This is a genomic window from Occallatibacter sp. (genome assembly GCF_035317045.1).
GTDB lineage: Bacteria > Acidobacteriota > Terriglobia > Terriglobales > Acidobacteriaceae > Telmatobacter.
In genome coordinates this window covers 39,004-57,512 of sequence record NZ_DATHHT010000033.1, presented here as the reverse complement: position 1 = coordinate 57,512, position 18,509 = coordinate 39,004, and the positions used below count along the sequence as shown (strand labels likewise).

16 protein-coding genes and 3 tRNA genes are annotated in these 18,509 nt (G+C 57.0%); 11 read left to right on the top strand and 8 right to left on the bottom strand.

Annotated elements, in window-relative coordinates:
- Positions 1-14: 14 nt before the first annotated feature.
- Positions 15-1,268, bottom strand: a complete 1,254-nt coding sequence (locus VK574_RS15905) for a hypothetical protein (RefSeq protein ID WP_472800841.1) — start codon at positions 1,266-1,268, stop codon at positions 15-17.
- Positions 1,269-1,541: 273 nt separating this feature from the next.
- Here VK574_RS15905 and VK574_RS15900 point away from each other — a divergent pair, with 273 nt between their 5' ends.
- Both VK574_RS15900 and VK574_RS15895 read left to right on the top strand, forming a co-directional pair.
- Positions 1,542-2,876: a hypothetical protein gene (locus VK574_RS15900; protein WP_472800840.1), complete on the top strand. Its 1,335-nt coding sequence runs from the start codon at positions 1,542-1,544 to the stop codon at positions 2,874-2,876.
- Positions 2,877-2,930: 54 nt separating this feature from the next.
- Positions 2,931-3,674 (top strand): Stp1/IreP family PP2C-type Ser/Thr phosphatase, encoded by a 744-nt coding sequence (locus tag VK574_RS15895; protein ID WP_472800839.1) that lies wholly within the window; start codon positions 2,931-2,933, stop codon positions 3,672-3,674.
- Between the two features lie 68 nt (positions 3,675-3,742).
- Here the strand turns inward: VK574_RS15895 and VK574_RS15890 are convergent, their stop codons facing one another.
- Positions 3,743-4,153 (bottom strand): response regulator transcription factor, encoded by a 411-nt coding sequence (locus VK574_RS15890; RefSeq protein ID WP_472800838.1) that lies wholly within the window; start codon positions 4,151-4,153, stop codon positions 3,743-3,745.
- A gap of 366 nt (positions 4,154-4,519) precedes the next feature.
- On the opposite strand from VK574_RS15890, the gene VK574_RS15885 reads away from it, so the two are divergent.
- Positions 4,520-4,825 (top strand): hypothetical protein, encoded by a 306-nt coding sequence (locus VK574_RS15885; protein WP_472800837.1) that lies wholly within the window; start codon positions 4,520-4,522, stop codon positions 4,823-4,825.
- A 296-nt stretch (positions 4,826-5,121) separates the two neighbouring features.
- On the opposite strand, the gene VK574_RS15880 is transcribed toward VK574_RS15885, so the two are convergent.
- The gene (locus VK574_RS15880) at positions 5,122-5,796 is read right to left on the bottom strand and encodes a hypothetical protein (protein WP_472800836.1); all 675 of its coding nucleotides are present in this window, start codon (positions 5,794-5,796) and stop codon (positions 5,122-5,124) included.
- A gap of 1,030 nt (positions 5,797-6,826) precedes the next feature.
- Between VK574_RS15880 and VK574_RS15875 the strand changes: the two genes are divergently transcribed.
- Together VK574_RS15875 and VK574_RS15870 are read left to right on the top strand one after the other, a co-directional pair.
- Positions 6,827-7,816, top strand: a complete 990-nt coding sequence (locus VK574_RS15875) for an EAL domain-containing protein (RefSeq protein WP_472800835.1) — start codon at positions 6,827-6,829, stop codon at positions 7,814-7,816.
- A 109-nt stretch (positions 7,817-7,925) separates the two neighbouring features.
- Positions 7,926-8,261 carry a hypothetical protein gene (locus VK574_RS15870; protein ID WP_472800834.1) on the top strand — a complete coding sequence of 112 codons (336 nt, stop codon included), beginning with the start codon at positions 7,926-7,928 and terminating at the stop codon, positions 8,259-8,261.
- A 132-nt stretch (positions 8,262-8,393) separates the two neighbouring features.
- Here the strand turns inward: VK574_RS15870 and VK574_RS15865 are convergent.
- Together VK574_RS15865 and VK574_RS15860 are read right to left on the bottom strand one after the other, a co-directional pair.
- Positions 8,394-8,470, bottom strand: a tRNA-Pro gene (locus tag VK574_RS15865).
- Between the two features lie 60 nt (positions 8,471-8,530).
- A complete protein-coding gene (locus VK574_RS15860; protein WP_472800833.1) occupies positions 8,531-9,079 on the bottom strand; it encodes a DUF4112 domain-containing protein in 549 nt (182 codons plus the stop codon).
- A 63-nt stretch (positions 9,080-9,142) separates the two neighbouring features.
- Here VK574_RS15860 and VK574_RS15855 point away from each other — a divergent pair.
- From VK574_RS15855 to VK574_RS15840, 4 genes are all read left to right on the top strand, one after another.
- Positions 9,143-9,217, top strand: a tRNA-His gene (locus VK574_RS15855).
- A gap of 33 nt (positions 9,218-9,250) precedes the next feature.
- Positions 9,251-10,336 carry a YheT family hydrolase gene (locus VK574_RS15850; protein ID WP_472800832.1) on the top strand — a complete coding sequence of 362 codons (1,086 nt, stop codon included), beginning with the start codon at positions 9,251-9,253 and terminating at the stop codon, positions 10,334-10,336.
- Positions 10,326-10,871 carry a hypothetical protein gene (locus VK574_RS15845; RefSeq protein WP_472800831.1) on the top strand — a complete coding sequence of 182 codons (546 nt, stop codon included), beginning with the start codon at positions 10,326-10,328 and terminating at the stop codon, positions 10,869-10,871. Before VK574_RS15850 ends, VK574_RS15845 begins: the two co-directional genes overlap by 11 nt.
- A 68-nt stretch (positions 10,872-10,939) precedes the next feature.
- Positions 10,940-11,016, top strand: a tRNA-Arg gene (locus tag VK574_RS15840).
- Positions 11,017-11,272: 256 nt separating this feature from the next.
- On the opposite strand, the gene VK574_RS15835 is transcribed toward VK574_RS15840, so the two are convergent.
- A complete protein-coding gene (locus tag VK574_RS15835) occupies positions 11,273-14,029 on the bottom strand; it encodes an ADOP family duplicated permease (RefSeq protein WP_472800830.1) in 2,757 nt (918 codons plus the stop codon).
- A gap of 10 nt (positions 14,030-14,039) precedes the next feature.
- Positions 14,040-14,372: a PadR family transcriptional regulator gene (locus tag VK574_RS15830; protein ID WP_472800829.1), complete on the bottom strand. Its 333-nt coding sequence runs from the start codon at positions 14,370-14,372 to the stop codon at positions 14,040-14,042.
- Between the two features lie 333 nt (positions 14,373-14,705).
- On the opposite strand from VK574_RS15830, the gene VK574_RS15825 reads away from it, so the two are divergent.
- On the top strand, positions 14,706-15,929 hold the full coding sequence (locus VK574_RS15825; protein ID WP_472800828.1) for a hypothetical protein: 1,224 nt from the start codon (positions 14,706-14,708) through the stop codon (positions 15,927-15,929).
- A gap of 2 nt (positions 15,930-15,931) precedes the next feature.
- The gene (locus tag VK574_RS15820) at positions 15,932-17,140 is read left to right on the top strand and encodes a hypothetical protein (RefSeq protein WP_472800827.1); all 1,209 of its coding nucleotides are present in this window, start codon (positions 15,932-15,934) and stop codon (positions 17,138-17,140) included.
- 933 nt (positions 17,141-18,073) lie between these two features.
- Here VK574_RS15820 and VK574_RS15815 read toward each other — a convergent pair.
- Entirely contained in the window at positions 18,074-18,469 is a 396-nt protein-coding gene (locus VK574_RS15815) for a (R)-mandelonitrile lyase (protein WP_472800826.1), read from the bottom strand.
- Between the last annotated feature and the right edge of the window lie 40 nt (positions 18,470-18,509).

The following is an 18,509-nucleotide window of genomic DNA, read 5'->3' as shown; positions in this document are numbered from 1 at the left end:
TTTCGCGGTTCGGATCATTTCGCTGCCACGGTTTTATGAGATGCACGTGCCTTCATGGCTTTGAGGACCTGGTCGCTGACACCGCCTGTCGAAAGAGCATGGAGCCCGGAAGCGCTCAGATCGAAGCGCGCCAGCTTGGCATTGCGAATTGTCTGAGCAACCGTTTCGTCATCCACACCAGCCTTGACCATGGCGAGGACTTTCTCGTTGGTGAGAGCCTTGGCGTCGTCTGACTTGCCCACCGCAGGCGCCTCGGCTTTTTCTGCGGTACGTCCTTCGCCTTCGAGTCTCTTGTAGTGGGAGATCGCGGTTTCAATGCGCTTCTGGGGCTCGAGGAAGTACTTCTCAGCGGGTTTGGCATCGATGGCTTTGCCGTAGTTGATGGCCGCCTCATCGAGGAACTTCATCGCCGACTTCGGATCTTCTGCTTTATATGCAAGGGCTTCATAGGCCACGCCGATGTCGTAGAGGCGATAGGCGTCGTCTTCTCGCTTGGGAAGTTGGGGCGCGGTCTCAAACGTCTCCAATGCACGCTGCCACAATCCAGCCATGGCGTCCTTGTCGCCTGCTTCAAGAGGTCCCTTATCCCGGGCGAGAAAGACGTCGATGGTTTCGTTGGTATTCACGACGTGGGAGGCAATCTGCCGGACGACATCCCCGATGAGCCGAGAACGCAACTCGGCGTCGGTGGGCGGATTCACGTCCTCACTGCTGCCACCTCCCGTCAGTTTCTTCCAGCCGCCTGTCACCGTGTTCTTGATTCCGCTAACCGTGGTGTTTCCACCGCTAAACGTCTGATCGTATTTGGATGTTATGTTGTCTGAGATCAACGTCTGGCCGGCGGCAGTCTTGGCCTGAAATGCGACGCTCAGTGTTCCGGTGATGCGCGTAGCCGCTTCGGTTTTGGTTCCCTTTTTTCCGATCGAGAGCGCTTGCTGTGTCGTAACGATTGGTTGCGGATGGGAGTAGTCGGTGATCTGGCAAACAATGATGGAAGAAGGATTGTTTTCGGTCGTCGTCAGGCGAGGGTCATTCTTGAGAAGTTCGGTTTCGAGTTGGGCGCTGAGGTCGGGCGCGAGACTGGCGTCCTCTTTGTGGGCCGTGACTTTCACTTTGATCGTTTTGCCCGAGAGATGGGTCAGAGCGGGAAGCTTGCGTTGCAGGAGCACTTTTTCCTTGGCCGCACCGAAACTCTGTGCGTGTGTGTCTGGCAGGCAAAACAACAGAACTGTAAGGGAACCGAGCACCGCAAACGACTTGGCCGACATGTTTGAACCCCCGGGGTCATTGAGTCCGCTTCGTGCTTTACCTCGGATTAGAGAGCGCCGACCGATGGCTGGACCATCGCTTTCCGGGGCAGGGAAATCCCGGAAAGAAGAGGTTCGCGAGGGGAATGTTGTCGATCGGGCCTCAGATGAGGAGTCTTGTCAGGGTAAAGCGGATGCGGAACAGAATGCAACAGCAATTGGGTAACCTATCGGCCGCAAGAAATTGACGTTGTCACACGGTGAAGCCGTGAGGATCGGCGAGAATACGTAGAGATGGTGAAGCGCTTTTTCGGGTTTGATGGATGCGCTCCTTTTGCGCGCCTGGGCCAGGTTCTGGCAATCGCTGCAGTGTTATCTGCTTCGGCGGCGCAGGGCCAGCTCTTCGGACATCACGCAAAAAGTAAGTCGGACACTACGTCAGCTGAACCAGCGAAACCTGAACATCCCCCGTCGCAACCAGCTGCATTCAGGATTCCCGTCGAGCCGCTGGGATTTTTTGCGCCGGGCGCGATTTATCAGGGCCAGCGCGACAGCCTTGTCTCGCTGGATTTTCTGGATGAAGACCATCTGCTGTTTACGTTTCATGCTCCGGGGCTGATCCGCCGGGAAGGTAATCCATCGGCAGACGACGAGCGCCAGATCCGTGCGGTGGTGCTGGCGCTTCCCTCGGGAACCTTGAACGCCGAAGCCCTATGGACGCTTCACGACCGGGGACGGTATCTATGGATGTTGAACGACGGGCATTTCCTGCTGCGGAATCAGAACGACTTGCAGCTTGGCGATGCGTCATTGGAATTGAAGCCGTCGTTATTGTTTCAGGGACCGCTGTTGTGGCTGGAACTGGATCCCTCCCAGGACCTGATTGCAACGGATTCGCGCGAACTGGCGGGTGCAAAACCGCAGACGGGCGCCGTGACGAGCCCGGCAACGACTTCCGCCTGGATAGCGTCGGATGAGGTGAAGCCGGATGCGCAGCCCAACATCGTTCTGCGGATCGTGCGCCGCACCACGGGACAGGTGATGCTGGTCAGCCGCACGCGAACCACGGTGCATCTTCCCATCAACTCCGAAGGATTCGTCGAATCGCTGCGTGGAAAAGGGCGCGAGTGGGTGCTGGACCTGAACTACTTCAAGGGAGGGGACCGCGTGATCGGGAGCCTCGACTCGATGTGCGCGCCGTCGGTCGAGTTTGTCTCGAATCCGGAGGTCCTGGTAACCACCTGCAATCCCGACAACAGCCGCTGGATGGTGGCCATGTCGACCGACGGCAAGCGCTTTTGGAATGTAGCCAAGCCGCCAACTCAAATCTGGCCGCGCCTGATCATGGCTCCCAACGGCCTGCGCTTTGCGCGGGAGACGCTGACCGTAACGCATGGAATAGATACATTTGCGCCGCTCAGCTTTGACGATGTGACCGGCCAGCTTGTGGAAGTTTACGACGCTATCACCGGGAGGGTGGAGTTGACGGCTCCGGCCAGTCCGATCCTGGATGGAGGCGGAAATGTGGCGATTTCGCCGTCGGCGCGTCGGGTGGCCATTCTCGATGCGGGCGCCATCCAAGTGTATGAACTGCCCGCGCCGGCGGCTGGTATCCCCGCAGTGCGTTAAGGCTGTTGTTCAGGGCTTGCCATCGACGTGTAAACTTGCCTGCGGAGGTTTTTCTTGGCCACGGCTGTTGTCCGGTATACGGCTGCGGCGGTCTCAGACCGCGGGCGCAAACGGCCCTCGAATGAAGATGCCTACGGCTTCTCCATCGAGGCGGGTGTGTATTTGGTTTGCGATGGAATGGGGGGAGCAGCGGCGGGGGAAGTGGCCAGTACGATTGCGGTCGACGAGATACTTCGGTTGCTGACCCATCGCAGCGGAGAAAAGGAAACTTCGTTGCCGGACGCGGCGCAGAGTGCGATCTGCGAGGCCAATGAAGCCATCTTCACCCGTGCGCAACGGAATCATCGCTTGAGCGGTATGGGGACAACCCTGGTAGCGCTGGCCACACGCGAGCAACGCGTATGGGTGTTGAACGTTGGGGACAGCCGCTGTTATCGCCTTCGGAAGGGCAATCTGGAACAACTCAGCCGCGACCACTCGCTGGTGGAGGAGCAGGTGAGGCTTGGCCGGATGACACCGCGCGAAGCTTTGCATTCTCCTTTAAGGAATGTGATCACCCGCGCACTGGGAACCCAGTCGCAAGTGACGCCGGATGTATTCGAGTTCGATGCAGAACCTGGCGATCTCTTCCTTCTCTGCTCCGATGGATTGACGCGCGAGTTATCCGATTCCGTCATTCAGGATCTGCTGAACAAAGACCAATCGCTGGAAACGCAATCGGCCCGGCTCGTCGATGCTGCGAAGAAGGCGGGAGGCCACGACAACATCACCTGCCTGCTGGTCCGTGCAGAAGGCTAGGCGCTGCAACCGTTGTCGCGAATCCAGATCAATTCAAATTTTGCTGCGATTAGACGAGACGCCCGCTTTCAATCCTGATTGCAGGGCTGGCAGCCGTTCGTGCTGAACAGGGCGGCGATTGTATCCAGGATCTCGGTAGGATGAACGGGCTTGGCAAGAATCTCAAAGTCATGACCTTTGCTTCCGGCGTTCTGCAGCAGCCCGTCCGCGGCCGGTTGTCCGGAGATCAGCAGGATGTGACATTCTGGAAAACCCTCTTTCAGAGCCATTGCAAGATCGATCCCGTTCATTTTCGGGAGCATCACGTCAAGGATGGCGATGTCCGGCGACCAACGCGAGAGGCTGCTCAAGGCGGTCTCCGCCGAGTAGGCGACGTGGGTATCGTAACCGCATGAAGACAGGATCTGCCGGAGCGTGTCGGCAACGACCGCTTCATCTTCAACGATGAGAATCCTTCGATCTCCCACTTCTTTGGGCATAGATAGCCTCTCCGGTGGGAAGACGGCGTGCGGGCCCACTGCTGTTGTGAGGATGCTGCGTTCAGCGTCGATGGTTGGTTGCTCAGGACCCACTCACCGCGGGTATCTCGAAATAAACACAACGTGTTCAACTGCTGGTCTCGCTGGCCCCAGGATTTGCATCGCCGAAGTCGCGGTACTTACTTTTTGGTTCCCGGTAATGGATGCCAATTACTGTTTTGCCGGTCTTGCACTCTCGAAGGTGTGATTCTAAACCATTCAATCTACGTCATTTGCAGCATTGCTTGGCTATCGTAGAAAGCATAAGGTTCAAGCATCGAGCGCGCTGATCACAGAGGGAATGAGATGCGCGCGAGCGAGGACACTATGCACACATCTGGAAATCACGACGGCCGCGTATATACCGGGAGAACCGGTTCGATCTCTATTCATATCAACGATTCCGAGCGTGTCATCCATCCGGTGTCCGGTTTGGGCGGTGGTCCGAATGGTGAAACGATGACGATTCCTCCGGACCTCATCCATCTCTTCGAGTATGTGGAGCGAGCGCCTGCAACTCTGCCGGAACGCTTTCCGCGTCTCACTTTCCTGGCGATCGCGCTTGCCCTGCTTGTCACCGCGCTTACAGCGGAATACGACTATCTGCGGAGTGCGGGATATTTCTGGCGTTAATATGCATAAATTCGAGAGACTTCACTCAATTTCAGAATCCAGGAGAAGCGTGAACGGGAAGCACACCGGATCCGCTCAGCTCGCGACGGCTCGCTCTGAGCCGGAGACGGGAACGATTGCTCGTCCGAAACTTCCAGAGACCGGTTTTCTGCTCGATTGGCTTTCGGGCGGAGAGGGACTTCAGAGAAATATCCAGGGATTCTCACTAAGATTCGAACCGCTGGTCTGATGCAGGACCTCTGGATGTTCACTGCTACAGGCATCGCGGACCAGCAATTTGCAAGCGCTTCTTGCAATCACTTCTGGACATGCCACGCTAATAAGACGGGGTGAGACGCCATGCCATTCACTTCCATGGTACTGAGCAGAATCTCAAAGTGCGGAAGCTTGGCCTGGTTGCCGGCGAAGGCACGGAAGAGATCATCGATGTCTCGCCGGTTCGTTACGAATTCGGCTGCAGCCTGAGTGCCGGCGAGAGAAAAACCCTGGACTACCAGTAAATTTCCGCTTCCGCTTAGATTGGGAAGAAATGCAATCGCGGCCAAGCCTCTGTGTTGCGGGTCGTGAGGATCGTAGACGTACTCACTCTTTTCTCCCGACTGCGGTTGCCTGTTCTCCACGCGCAAAACACTGGCGGGATCGTCATGAACGACAAAGCTCATCTGGCCGCTGATTGCTGCTATCCAGGGATCGGCCTCTTGCGACCCGGCCATAATTAAATTCGACTCTTTCAGGTCCTTCAGTTCAAGATCTCGTGCGAAACGGATTTCTGTTCGGAGAGGGATCGCTTCGGGAACATGCGTGACTTTTACCGCAAACTCCAGATCGCTCATGGACGTATAGCGAAGACCCTCAACCGTCTTCACCAAGCCGAGGTCACAGGGCTTATCGCAGTTGGCAGCTTGTCTGTAAAGACCGCCAGCGTATTCCTGCAACCGTATTGGATGTCCAACCAGAAGCCTCGCGATCACAAGAGTGTCTGCTGGTCGCTGCGAAAGACTTGAGACCAAAGCTTGTGAGAGGGTGTCTCAAGAAGCGAAGAGCGATGTCGAAGATAAAGAGCTGTCGCCGCGATTGCCACGCTCAGAACTACAAGGCAGATCAGCATCACCGCAACTGTCGATCTTGGCTTCGAAGATGTTTTTGAAGCATCCAAAGGCACTTGGGGAGGCGCAGTTGCCGCATCAGGAAGCCCATCGACAGGTACAGAGGGATCGGAGTTTGCCGGTTCGAACACCGGCACATAACTTCCCCGCGGAATGCTCACTCGAAGCGTTTCCAGGGCGCCTTCCTCTCTGAAGTAATCCAGAAGACGAAGTCGCAGCCTGCTTGCATGGGAGCGAACTATATTGTCATCACGGGGATCGTAGCCCGGCGAGCGCTCAAAGACGGCTTCTCCTATGGTTCGCTCATTAAGAGTCTCGCCTTCTCCGATGAGAGTTTGCTTGCTGACATGCAGGAGAAATGTTGAGAGACGTGACGAGTTCATGAAGCCGGGACTGGCCACGATTCGCTGAACGAGTTGCCACCTGGGGTCCTCATCAAGAGAACTAGTCATTCGGTTCTCGCGTATGGTCATGGCGCTCGTTCTTGGAGTAGCACGATTCTATCTCTCGGTGTCTGCACATTCAATGAACAGTTCACGGCGTGTGAAGCATTGCAAAGCCTCCTTTGCATCCTCCTGAAGAATCAATAGATTATGAGGTTTTAACGGCGAAATTACAGTAAAACCACCTGCCCCTTGCGGAGTTTCTTTGCGAGCATTGGGACTCTAGCGAAGGCTAGTCCTCATTCTCAATCAGCATCATGCTCGTCGCAAAGAGTTGGACCCTGGCTGCTTCAGGTACAACCGTGTTTCTATCCCCTCGACGATCCAGATGCCATAAGGAAGCGGAAAATGGTCTCTGGTCGATTCGAACATATCGCGAATTTCTCTGGCTACAGGTCATCTCTATCCAAGGTGGTCAGACCGATCAGGTCGATATCGGTTGAGATCGCGAGATGACTGTTCATCCGCTACTGCAGGTCCTCACCCTTATCTCAATTCCCGACGTATTGCTTGCGAAACGGAATCTTTTCCCTGTTTACGTGACAATTGGCGGGCTGACTGGCTGCCTTCTGGGGTTTCTGGTTTCGCTACTCTACCAGCGCAGCAGAGGTATGGCGCAGCAACTTCGTCGGGCAATTCGCAAAGACAAGTTGCGCCTCGTGTATCAGCCGATTGTGGATCTGGCAACCGGACGAATCGTTGGTGCGGAAGCGCTCGTGCGTTGGACCAACGAATCGGGAATCGACGTTGGCCCCGATGTGTTTGTCAAGCTAGCCGAAGAGCGCGGTTTCGTTGGTTCCATTACCAAGTTTGTGTTGCGGCACGCCTTGAGCGACTTTCGCGATACGCTATGCACCCACCCTGCATTTCGCCTCAGCATCAACGTTGCGGCTGCCGACTTGGCAGATCCGACCTTCTTGCCTGCTTTGGACCGATCTCTCGAACTGGCGAGTGTTCCGGCAAGCAGACTAGTAATCGAGATCACCGAATCAAGCGCAGTCAGATCGCGAATTGCGATAGAGACAATCCATCGTCTACGTCAGAAAGGCCATGCGGTCCACATCGATGATTTCGGCACCGGCTACTCCAATCTGGCCTATCTGCATGAACTATCCGTCGATGCCATCAAAATCGACAAAACCTTTGTTCAGGCCATCGGCACGGACTCTGTCATCTTCGCCATATTGCCGCAGATTCTATCCATCGCCGAAGCCTTGAAGCTGGAAGTTGTTGTGGAAGGCGTCGAGACCTTTCTGCAAGCTCGCTATTTTGTCGATATGGGAAAGACAGTTCTTGCGCAAGGATGGCTGTTCGGACGTCCCGTTTCGGCTGAAGTGCTGAATCGTTCGCTCACCGAAGATGCACAGGGAATTGCAGATTTTAAAAGGAAAAAGGGACCAATTCTATACATGCCATCTGCCGTCAACGATGGTACGACGTGAGGCGTTCGCTTCATCCGCTTTGAAGTTGGGCAGATAGAAAAGAATGTCGTTGACTCTTTAGGATTTCAAAGACATAACGCTCGTAGACACTAAGGGAGATTGAATCGCAATGCCTTCAAAAATCGGAAAAGCTAGTTCTTATCCCCTCCGGTTGCCGCAAACAATGCGTCGAGAACTCACCGCATTAGCCAAGAGGGAGGGGATTTCAATCAATCAACTTATCAGTCTGGCTGTCGCGGAAAAGATCGTCCGGTGTCAGCAGCGACCTGTTCTGGGGCACGCCGCTGACGTCAATGCTCCGACGCTTCACGAACTCAATCGCCGCCAACAATTGGAAACGCATGAACCTGTTTTCAGAGCATCGTTCGAACTGGAATCCGCGCAACATCATGAAAACCTGGTTGCCTTAGGGATGCCCATGACTCTGAAGAAGACTGTAGACTGAAGCGCGTCAACAACGGCCTGAGTTTGCTATGGTCGCTGTTTCATTGGGTCGGAGCAATTCGTAGCGCTGATTTGAGTCTCGCTTTGAAATCGCGCCAGGCAGGAGGGGTGAGATCACCGCTGACTCTAATAATGGTCGGGGCGGAGGGATTCGAACCCCCGACCCTCTGCTCCCAAAGCAGATGCGCTACCAGACTGCGCTACGCCCCGACGCTGCTTTCTGATTGTATCGCGGAACGCGCGCGACTCAACATGGGCGAATCTGCGGCCCTAGTGCTGAATAAGCCACGCGAGAAGCCAGATTACAAGCAGGATTGGTACGGCGAAAATGAGCGCCATCGCGCACGCCAGCCCGATGAGAAAAGTCCAGTCTTTCCACGTATGCCGCCGTGGCTCACCGAGGTGGCGCTGCAGGAGCAGATAGTTGCGGCGGTTGGCCTTCCATCCAATGTCGAATGCGTCGCCAAGAACCGGGATGGAGCCGACCAGCACACCGATGCCAAGGTTGACGCCCATTCGCATGAGGGTGACATAGGGAACGCCGCGAATCCACGCGGCGATGGGAATGATGAGGGATAGCAGTCCGGCGAGCACGTCTCCTAGACCCGGAACGAGGCCGATGATGCCGTCGATGCCGAATCGGATCCTTGTGAAGGGAATGCGGAAGGCTTCATCGAGCAGGATTTCAAGCCTGTGCAGGGTCTCGTCGCGAAAGAGCCAGGTCCCGCGCCCCCAGCGGCCGGGCGGAAGGACATTGCCTTCCCGGATGGACGAGCCGGGCGGGTCGAAACGGGGCGATTTGGCGTCGGAATCGGGCATAAGCGGGCGGACCTGACGCGCCTTGAGACAACTGTTTCGATGCTACAATCGGAGAGGCACATGGCGGCTATAGTTCAGCGGCAGAACGCCTGACTGTGGCTCAGGATGTCGAGGGTTCGATCCCCTCTAGCCGCCCCAAGTTGCACTCGCCCAGGAGCCCCTGGATAGTCTTTGACGAGCCCCGTGAGCGCTGACTCTTCCCAAAAAGTAATGGATGCCGTGGCCGCTGCCATGCGGAAGGCGGGTTTGCGCCCCTTTGAGCCGCGGCGCGGACTTACCAACGGGCACCTGCAGACCATTGTCGGCAATTATCTGCCGCGCCCCCGGTTTCACTCCACCGCAGTAGCAGAAACGGTGGAGGTTGACCCTGTGGATGGCAGCCGCGTGGTTTGCTATTGCGATTGGCAGCCGCTCGCGGTGCGAGCCGATCGGTTGACGGTGATCCTCGTTCACGGGCTTGAGGGGTCATCGCAGTCACAATACATCCGGGGGCTGGCGGCGAGAGCACTTGCTGTGGGCTGCAACGTGATTCGCATGAACATGCGCAATTGCGGCGATACGGACGAATTGACTCCGACGCTCTATCATTCCGGGCTTTCGTCGGATGTGGCCGCGGTGATGCGCCACTATGCCGGGCAATTTGGATTGGAAAGGGTGGCGCTTATCGGCTATTCGATGGGCGGCAACCTCGTGCTCAAATTGGCGGGGGAGTGGGGAAGCGCCGCGCCGCTCTGCGCGGTCGCTACGGTTTGCCCGGCCATCGATCTCGCGGCTGGTTCCGATGCGTTGCATGAGCCCGTGAACCGGTTGTACGAGCGGCATTTCCTGCGCGGGCTGATGCGGCGATATCGGCGCAAGGCGGCGATATTTCCTCAAATCTTCAAGATTGATGGCGTCGGAGTGATTCGCTCGCTGCGGCAGTTTGATGACACGATCGTGGCCCGCCACTGCGGGTTTCGCGATGCTGACGACTATTACTACCGTGCAGCAAGCGCGCGCGTTGTCGACAAGATAGCGATCCCCACGCTGGTAATCCGCGCCGAGGATGATCCCTTTGTTCGCCTGACACCGGAGACGCGCGCTGCGCTGCATGCAAATCCCAATATTCTGCTGGTCGAGACACGGCATGGAGGCCACTGTGCGTATCTATCGCGCGATCGCGGCGATGACATCCATTGGGCCGAGGCCAGCGTTATCCGCTACGTGATGCAGTTTGCCCCGGCCGCCCAAATAGCAGACGGATCGAATGGAGGCTGATTGGGAGTTCGAGGTTGGGGGCGATGCACCCATCATCGAGGCGCACTGGCCGGGATTCGTCAATCTGCGCGCCGATCCGCGCCGAGTTGTTGAACTGCCAGAAGCGCAGCAGCTTCAGGGTCTTGCGGATGCGCTCGCGCGCATGAATGCGACGAATTCCCCGGTGTGGACCTCGAAGACCGATGTTTTCGACCCGGGCCCGTTGGATGCAGACGAACTCGACGCTACGCGCGAAGAAGCGCAACATGCGATCGCCTGTTACGTTGACCTGCTCATGCGCAGCGATCAGAAATGGAATTTCCCGTTCAAGGCAGAGCGGTCCTGCAGGGCTTTGTGTGACCGACTGCAAGAGATACCGCTCCGGTGCTGCCGAGTCGACCTGGTGATTCGCCAGGCGCATATCCGGCCAGATGTGAATGACCTGGGCGCGACTGCATATCTCACCGCGTGCGGTCGGTCGAAGGCTGATGCGAGGGCTCGCCTCGCAGAGTGCCTGGCAGCGTTCGCCGCGGCGATTGTGACCTTGCCGGAGTGATCGCTGCGGATGGTGAGGATGTTGCAGTTTCCCGGCAAGATCGTTCAAAGTTACAATGGAGGAAACGCGGGCGAGTAGCTCAATCGGATAGAGCACCGGCCTTCTAAGCCGGGGGTTGTGGGTTCGATTCCCGCCTCGCCTACCACTAAATCGCACTCCCTTCCTTTTCAATTACTTAGCTATATTCTGAATCATCATTCTGGCTTTTGACCGTTGGCCGAAAAATCGTGCAAAACTCCACAAGCGTGGCGGGAGCCAATGACAATGTGACACGCCGACTCCGGCGAACCACACCAGGCCGAATGCTGCTGAGGTCCGCACGATAGCGCAGGCTGTAATCCACCCGGAACGCGCCGAACGGGATCTTACGCCGGTCCGAGGACGCTTCCAGGTCCATCAAATTATTCCATCCTCAAAGCCCTCACGGGATTTATGGAGGCCGCACGCCGTGCGGGAATGATTCCAGCAACGAATACCGCCACAGCCAGGATCACAATTGCGCCAGCCATCACGTTGAAATCGGCGCTAGTGATCTCGTAAAGCTGAGACTTCACAAATCGTACGCAGACTAAGGCAAAAGGGATTCCGATCGCCAGCCCAAGCGCGGCTTGCATCATCGCTCCACGCATCACCATCGCAATCACACCGCCGCGCTCGGCACCGAGCGCCATGCGGATACCAATCTCCGGTGTCCGCCGCACAACGGAATAGGCAGTCACGCCGTACAAGCCAATGATTGCCAGCAGCAGCGCCAATGCGCCAAACAGCGTCGACAGTCGCGAGACCATGCGCTCCTCGGTAAATCGATCGGCAATCTGCTCGTTGAAAGTCTGAAGCTGCGCGACCGTCAGGTTTGGATTGATGGCCGCAAGCGTGGCCCGGACAATGTTTTCCATGTCGTTCATCGGATGATCAGTAGCAATCACAATCGATCCCAGATAGAGCGAATCGTCTTTTTCAATCGGCGCTTTCGCGCTTCTCGGCCGCTGCATCATCGGGACGAAGTACATCAGGTGATCCTTCTTGCGAACGCTGGTGTAGACCGTATCCTCCACCACTCCGACGATCTCAAAATCTCCAGTTGAATCTGGTCCAGGATGTCCAAAATGGCGTCCGATCGGATTCTCTCCTGGCTTGAATAAGTCTTTGACAAATGTCTGGTTCACAACGGCGACTGTGGTAGAGGCCGGCGAATCGCGCGCGTTGATCCCGCGTCCCATCACCACTCGCGTTCCGACAGAATCGAAATACTCCGCATTCGCGCGAATGACTGACGCTCCAACATTAAGAAAGGGCTGTCCCTGTACCTGTACGCCCCAGCCGTTGTTGTTGTCTTCCATCGGCGTGTACGAAGCGATGCCCACTTTCATCACGCCCGGCAGCGCATGGAAGCGCTCCTCCATCGTCCGGTACAGCGCCTCCAGTTGGATTTGCGTATAGCCCGCGGTTTGAGGATTGATGTGCACGATATAGCGGTTTCTCGCGTCGAGCTTGAGATCTGTGCCCTCAAGTTTTTTCAGGCTCTGCAGGAACAACCCAGCCACAACCAGCAGCACCAGCGAAAGTCCAACCTGAACCACGACCAGTCCGCGCTGTAAAACCGAGGCACTCGCCGCAGTCGTTCGCCTGCTGTTCCGCACCGCATCGATCGGACCCGCCTGGGCTGCAATCCACGCCGGCGCCACACCGAAGAGAACCCCCGTCAGCAGCGACAGACCACACGCGAACTCCAGAACTGAGAGCGAGGGGCTAGTGTGGATTGGTATGTTTTCCGCTCCGGGGAAAGCCAACATCAGAAGCATGCGCGCCCCCGCATAGGCGACGCCAAGTCCGGCGATGCCGCCCATTCCCGCGAGCACGATACTTTCTGTAAGTAATTGACGAATGATTCTTCCGCGCATGGCACCCAGTGCGGCGCGCATTGAAATCTCCGCGCGCCGAGCCATGCCACGCACCAGCAGGAGGTTTGCAACGTTGGCGCAGGCAATCAATAGCACGAGACCTGCAATCCCCATCAACAGATGCAGTTTGGATCCATACCACTCCTGCATCGCCTGAATTCCCGCACCGCCCGGCGTCAGCACGACGCGCACTTTCGCCAGCGTTCTCTTTCCCTGCTCCGATGAAAACTCTCCGTTCGTTGCCAGTGCCTGCTGCAACAGTGCCGTCACCTTTTTTTGCAGGGGAGCGATCGCGACCCCCGGCTTGATGCGACCAATGATGTATAGCCAATCCTCTTCGGGATCGTGAACATAGGGGGAATTCGCCAGCACCGGCATCGCCTCGATCGGCAGGTAGAATTCCGCTGGATTGACCGACATGCGGTCGCCGTAGAAGCCTTCGGGCACAATGCCAACAACCGTAACCGGCTTTGTATTTATCCAGAATGTGCTTCCAACCACCGAGGCATCGCCCGCGTAATTGCGCTGCCAGGCCTCGAAGCTCATCACTGCTGTGGTGGGCGCGCCCTGGGTATCGTCTGCATCCATCAGCAAGCGGCCTGCCCGCGCCTGAAGCGCAAATGTGCGGAAGTAGTTGCCGGAAACAAACTCGGCGGCAACTGAGCGTGCGGCGACCTGCGTGCCGTCGCGCCTCGCGATAATCGTGCGACCCCAAAAACCGGCCTGCATCGCCGCAAGCTCTTCAAATTCCGGAGCATTTTTCTTCAGTTGTTGATACGTGTCGGTCGAGAACATGGCAAAGTCGCCATCCTGCCGATTCCCCGAACCGACGCAGCAATCGTTGTTATCGCCAAGGCGCACCAGCGATCCAGGATCGGCAACAGGCAGCTTTTTCAAGAGCACTGCATTCACGAGCGTGAAGATCGCAGCATTTGCTCCGATTCCCAATGCCAGGGTGAGCAGCACTGTAATTGTGAATGCCGGCGTCCTGCTTAGCTGCCGCAGCGCATAGCGAATATCCCGGGCTGTCGTTTCGAGAAATGTAATGCCACGTGATTCTCGACAATCCTCTTTGACATGATCCATGGCGCCGAACTCGAGCCGGGTTTGCCGCAAGGCGTCCTGGCGCGTGAGGCCGGATCGAACCAGCTTCTCCACCTGCTGCTCAACATGAAATTGCAGTTCGTCGTCGAGTTCGTTCTCAACGGCGCTCCGCCGAAACAGAGATCGAAAACGGAAAATCAAATCGCTGAGCATGCCGATTCTCCTAAGCCGTTCCCAGAACCTGGGCAACAGCGGCCGTCAGTTTCGCCCAGGCGTCTGTCTCTACTTCAAGTTGCTGACGCCCGTTCTTCGAAAGCTCGTAGTATTTAGCACGGCGGTTGTTCTCCGACGTTCCCCAGTTAGCCTTGATCAAGCCGCGACGCTCCAGCCGGTGAAGCGCAGGGTACAGCGAGCCTTGCTGAATCCGCAGCGCGTCACTCGATAGCTGCTGGACACGCTCAGAAATGGCCAGCCCATGTTGGCTGCCGAGGGCAAGCGCCCTGAGAATCAGAAGATCCAGTGTTCCTTGTGGAAGATCAATATGCTCGCCGGTCATGCTTCCCTTTCGCTTCTACATGAACGGTACGGCACTTCTTGTAGAAGTGCAAGGGGAACGATCGATATTCTTGAAATGGATCTTTCGCTGTGCTGAAGCAATTGGGTGACTGGCGTCGGTTCGCGGTATATAAGGGATCATGATGAAAGCCCTGATTACGCCACGAGCAATGCGGCATAGGAAGCGGCGCAAACAATGCGCCCAACAATTCGTCGCTCAACGACCGCTTCGATGCCAGGGGAACCGGGGCACCCGGCTCTGAGAAAGAACTGGAAATCAGGTCCGATTCGTGCGGTAATCGAGACAGGCAACAGTTGCGTCACAGATACGCAAATGATTGGACAAGTTGAGTTGATGAACAGGTCGGCACTGAGCAAGACATTCGCTTCTGGCTTTCCCCCCGGTGCGGGACTAAGTCCCGGCGAGACCGCATCCGGCTTGAGCTGGAGCCGGCGCGAATTTCTGCGCAATACAGCCGGGCTTGCTCTGGGGGCCACGCTCGCCGGTGCAAGTCCTTTCCTGCACGGAGAGACCGCCCGCAAAAAGCGAAAGGTTATCGTCGTTACCTTCGGCGGGGGCGCCAGAGACCAGGAGACCTTCGCGCCCGAAGGCCAGGAAAACATTCCCCACATGCTCAACGAGCTGGTTCCTCAGTCGAGCTTTTTTACGCACGTCACCAATGACGGAATCCTCGGACACTACGTTGCGACGGCTAGCCTCACGACCGGCGTCTACGAAACTCTCAATAACTTTTCCGCTGTTGCCCCGGAGCATCCCACCGTCTTCGAATACTTTCGCAAGGACCTTAAGCGTCCCGCTTCCGATACGTGGGTCGTCGCACCCAGCAACGGTTTCAACCGCATCGGCGAAAGCGATTGCCGATCATATGGTCCAGGAACAGGCGCCACCGTCATCCTTCCAAAGCATCTGCTCAGCGCTGCAAACTCCGGCGGCACCGCGGACTTTGACCATTTGCTCCGCGACAACTACGAGAATCCGCTCTACACGCCCCAACTCGGCGGCGGCGAGTTTGAATTGCAACAACTCGACGGCATCCTTCGGCTTTCTGTCACAGACTTCATGGCGCATGCGCGAACGCTCTCCAGCCCCGATGAACTTTCCGTATACATCGCCAAGCGCCTCATGCAGCAGGAGGCGCCAAGCCTTCTGTGGATCACGATGCACGACATCGACGTGGCCCACTCCGGCGCGTACTCGCTCTACATCGAAGGCATTCGGCGTACGGATCGCCTCTGCGCAGAACTGTGGAAGGCAGCTCAGGAGAATCCCGAATACGCAGGCAACACGACACTCTTCATCCTTCCTGATTTCGGACGCGACTCTGACTACGATGCCGGCGGCAACGGATTCCAGCATCATCGCACCGGCGACGTCGCGAGCCGCACTACATGGATGATGGCGCTCGGAGCAGGCGTTCGCGAGGGTGTGATCTTCAATGAGCCCATGCAGTCCATCGACCTGGTGCCGAGCCTCGGCGCAATCATGGGCTTTTCACCTGCCCAGTCGCAGGGCAAACCAATCAAGGAACTCTTGTAGCCATGTTGCCGCGCAATCTCCAGCCCGAGAATTTCACGGCGTATCCGCCGGAGGCCAGAAAACTTGTTATCGATCACATCGAGGTCATCCGGCAACTTCCCATCACATTCCTGCCCAGCCTGTTGCGTGAGGTCATTGAGTACGACTTCAAATTCCCAGCGGAACGCGCCGGAATCGATGAGGAGTTTTCGACAATGGCCGCGCTCTCTCCGTCGCAATCCAGGGATTGGTTTCAGGCGTTCCAGTCCATCTCGATCTCTTCAAAGCTCGAAAACTTCGATTGGATCAATTCACCCGCGCAATTCATTGAGCAACAATCCGCTTACCTCTGGGGCACGCACCAGCTCGATGCCTTTCGCAAAGCTGCGACCGAGTATGGCGCGCGCTTGCAAGGAGCCATCGCACAGAAACCGCTTGTTACACAGAGACTCGGCGTTGCAGTCATTGGCCAGGGTGTTTCCAACTACGATGAGCCGTTGTTTCGCAACCTGCGCTCACACGGCACCTACTTCGACCAAATCAAACCCGAGAATGGTCTGCAACTCCTTCTTGCGGCGGCAACCGCGCGCGCCGACGCCCATCCCGTTTCTTTCGGCCACTGCTATATCGATGGCGGAGCTGAAGCAGAACACAGTCCGGCTCTGACCTGCGTCTCGTACCAGGGCATGCAGGCCATGCGTGCGGCCCTGTTGAGAGATATGCAAGGGCAGATCAATCGCCCAGGCATGGGCCCTGAAGAGTTACGTACACATCTTGCCCGGATGAATCCTTCCGATCTGGGCTCGCGCGATACTGGCAGTGCAGTCCTGGAGCGCTTCAAGCTAAAAATCCTCACCGAGGGCTCGGGCACACAAATCTTTGCCACTACATTTGCCCAGTGGGCAACCCGCGAAGCCTTGCGCCGGGCCGAGCCGCTTACTTTACTGGTCCGCTTTGCGCCGAGGCAGCGGCAGCGCCCCATGAACGAGTTGCTCTCAAATGCTGGCGGAACCCCCGAGCTCGACCCAGCGGGCTCGCTCATCGATGCTGACATGGGCGCCTACTATCACTGGATCAATCAGCAGCGGCTTCAGGGATACGACCGATCCGCGTTCCTGGTGTGGTTCGAAGGCCACAGCCAGGCTCTCGTGATCGCTCCTACCTTACCGCGGGGAACGCAATCAAGCTCATCGCTGGACCTTGGGCAGCTTCTAGCACTGGCTGTCAGCTAAGCCCAAGCTTTCAGTGGTGTATGCACTGTTAGTCCCTCTTTCCGCTGGTATATTTCCCATGGGTTGGAATCGGGCTTTTCTCATTGCCAAATGTGTCATCTCAGAAGGGAGTCGTCCACTGATCAGACGCGACTTTATCAAGATTGCAGGCGCGGTGTTGGCCTCAACCGCATTGTCCCGTTCGCAAGCACTTGCCCAAGTGGCGGAACAGGCGCCGTGTGGGTGCGCGCAGGCGAAGTGCCTGGCGTTCTCAAACTCGCCGCAAAACATCCTCGCCTTGGTGTGCAGAAAATCGAGATCAGCCTGGTTTCCGCTCCGGCAGAGCAGGTTTAGTCTTCCGCAAAACGTAAAGCGGCTCGATTGGACGACGCCCTAAATGCGATTGGCGTTGTCAATCCAGGCAGGAGGCCAGGCTTGCGCCCCGTTAAATGCTTTCCACTTTTTTGTTTCTGAGCGACTGGCCAATGTGAATCGGGGGGTAATCGCACTCGGCGAAAACCCACTCCCTGTCCTTCCCATCGACAAGATTTCCATCAAACAGAATTACTGTCTTGCAATGCCCGCATCGGAACCCAAGGTGTCCTCTGTCCCAGGTCGTCTTCTTGTACCAACCGAGGTCGATCTGCGCCACTTTCAGAGTGCTCTTGCAGCTTCCGCACACGACCTTTTGTGCCCACTCGGGGCCAACTGAAACGATCTCCATGGGTAGCTCCTCTTGTAGTTTTGAAGTCTCCGCTCCGTTGGGTTTCTGGACCGATCTTAGGCAGCAGCGAGGCGAAACACACGCGGCGATGTAACCGATCGAATCCTCTCCTGTCCGGGTGGTAGGGATTGTAATTCACCGCGATACGCTTGGGACAACAGGATTCCGAGAGGCTTGAGATTTCTGCGAATCCTGTGTCCACGGAGTCGTAATGCAGTCTGGCGACTGCATCAACCCTGGTATTGTTCGTCGCTCACCTTTTCGAGCCAATCGACTGTCTTGCCATTGAGCTTTTCCTGAATGGCGAAGTGTGTCATCGCCGTGGCAGGCGATGCGCCGTGCCAATGCTTTTCTCCCGGCGCAAACCAGATGATGTCGCCCGGCCGAATTTCCTCGACCGGCCCGCCTTCGCGCTGCGCCCTGCCAAACCCTGACATGACAATCAGCGTCTGCCCAAGCGGGTGCGTATGCCAGGCCGTGCGCGCGCCGGGCTCAAACGTGACGCTGGCTCCGACCACGCGCGCAGGATCGGGCGCATTGAAGAGCGGATCGACGCGCACGGTGCCGGTAAACCAGTCGGCCGGCCCTTGACCAGAAGGCTGCGCGCCGCTTCGTACGATTTCCATAATCTTCACTCCTCGTCCTTTGGATAACAGGGCTCGAATC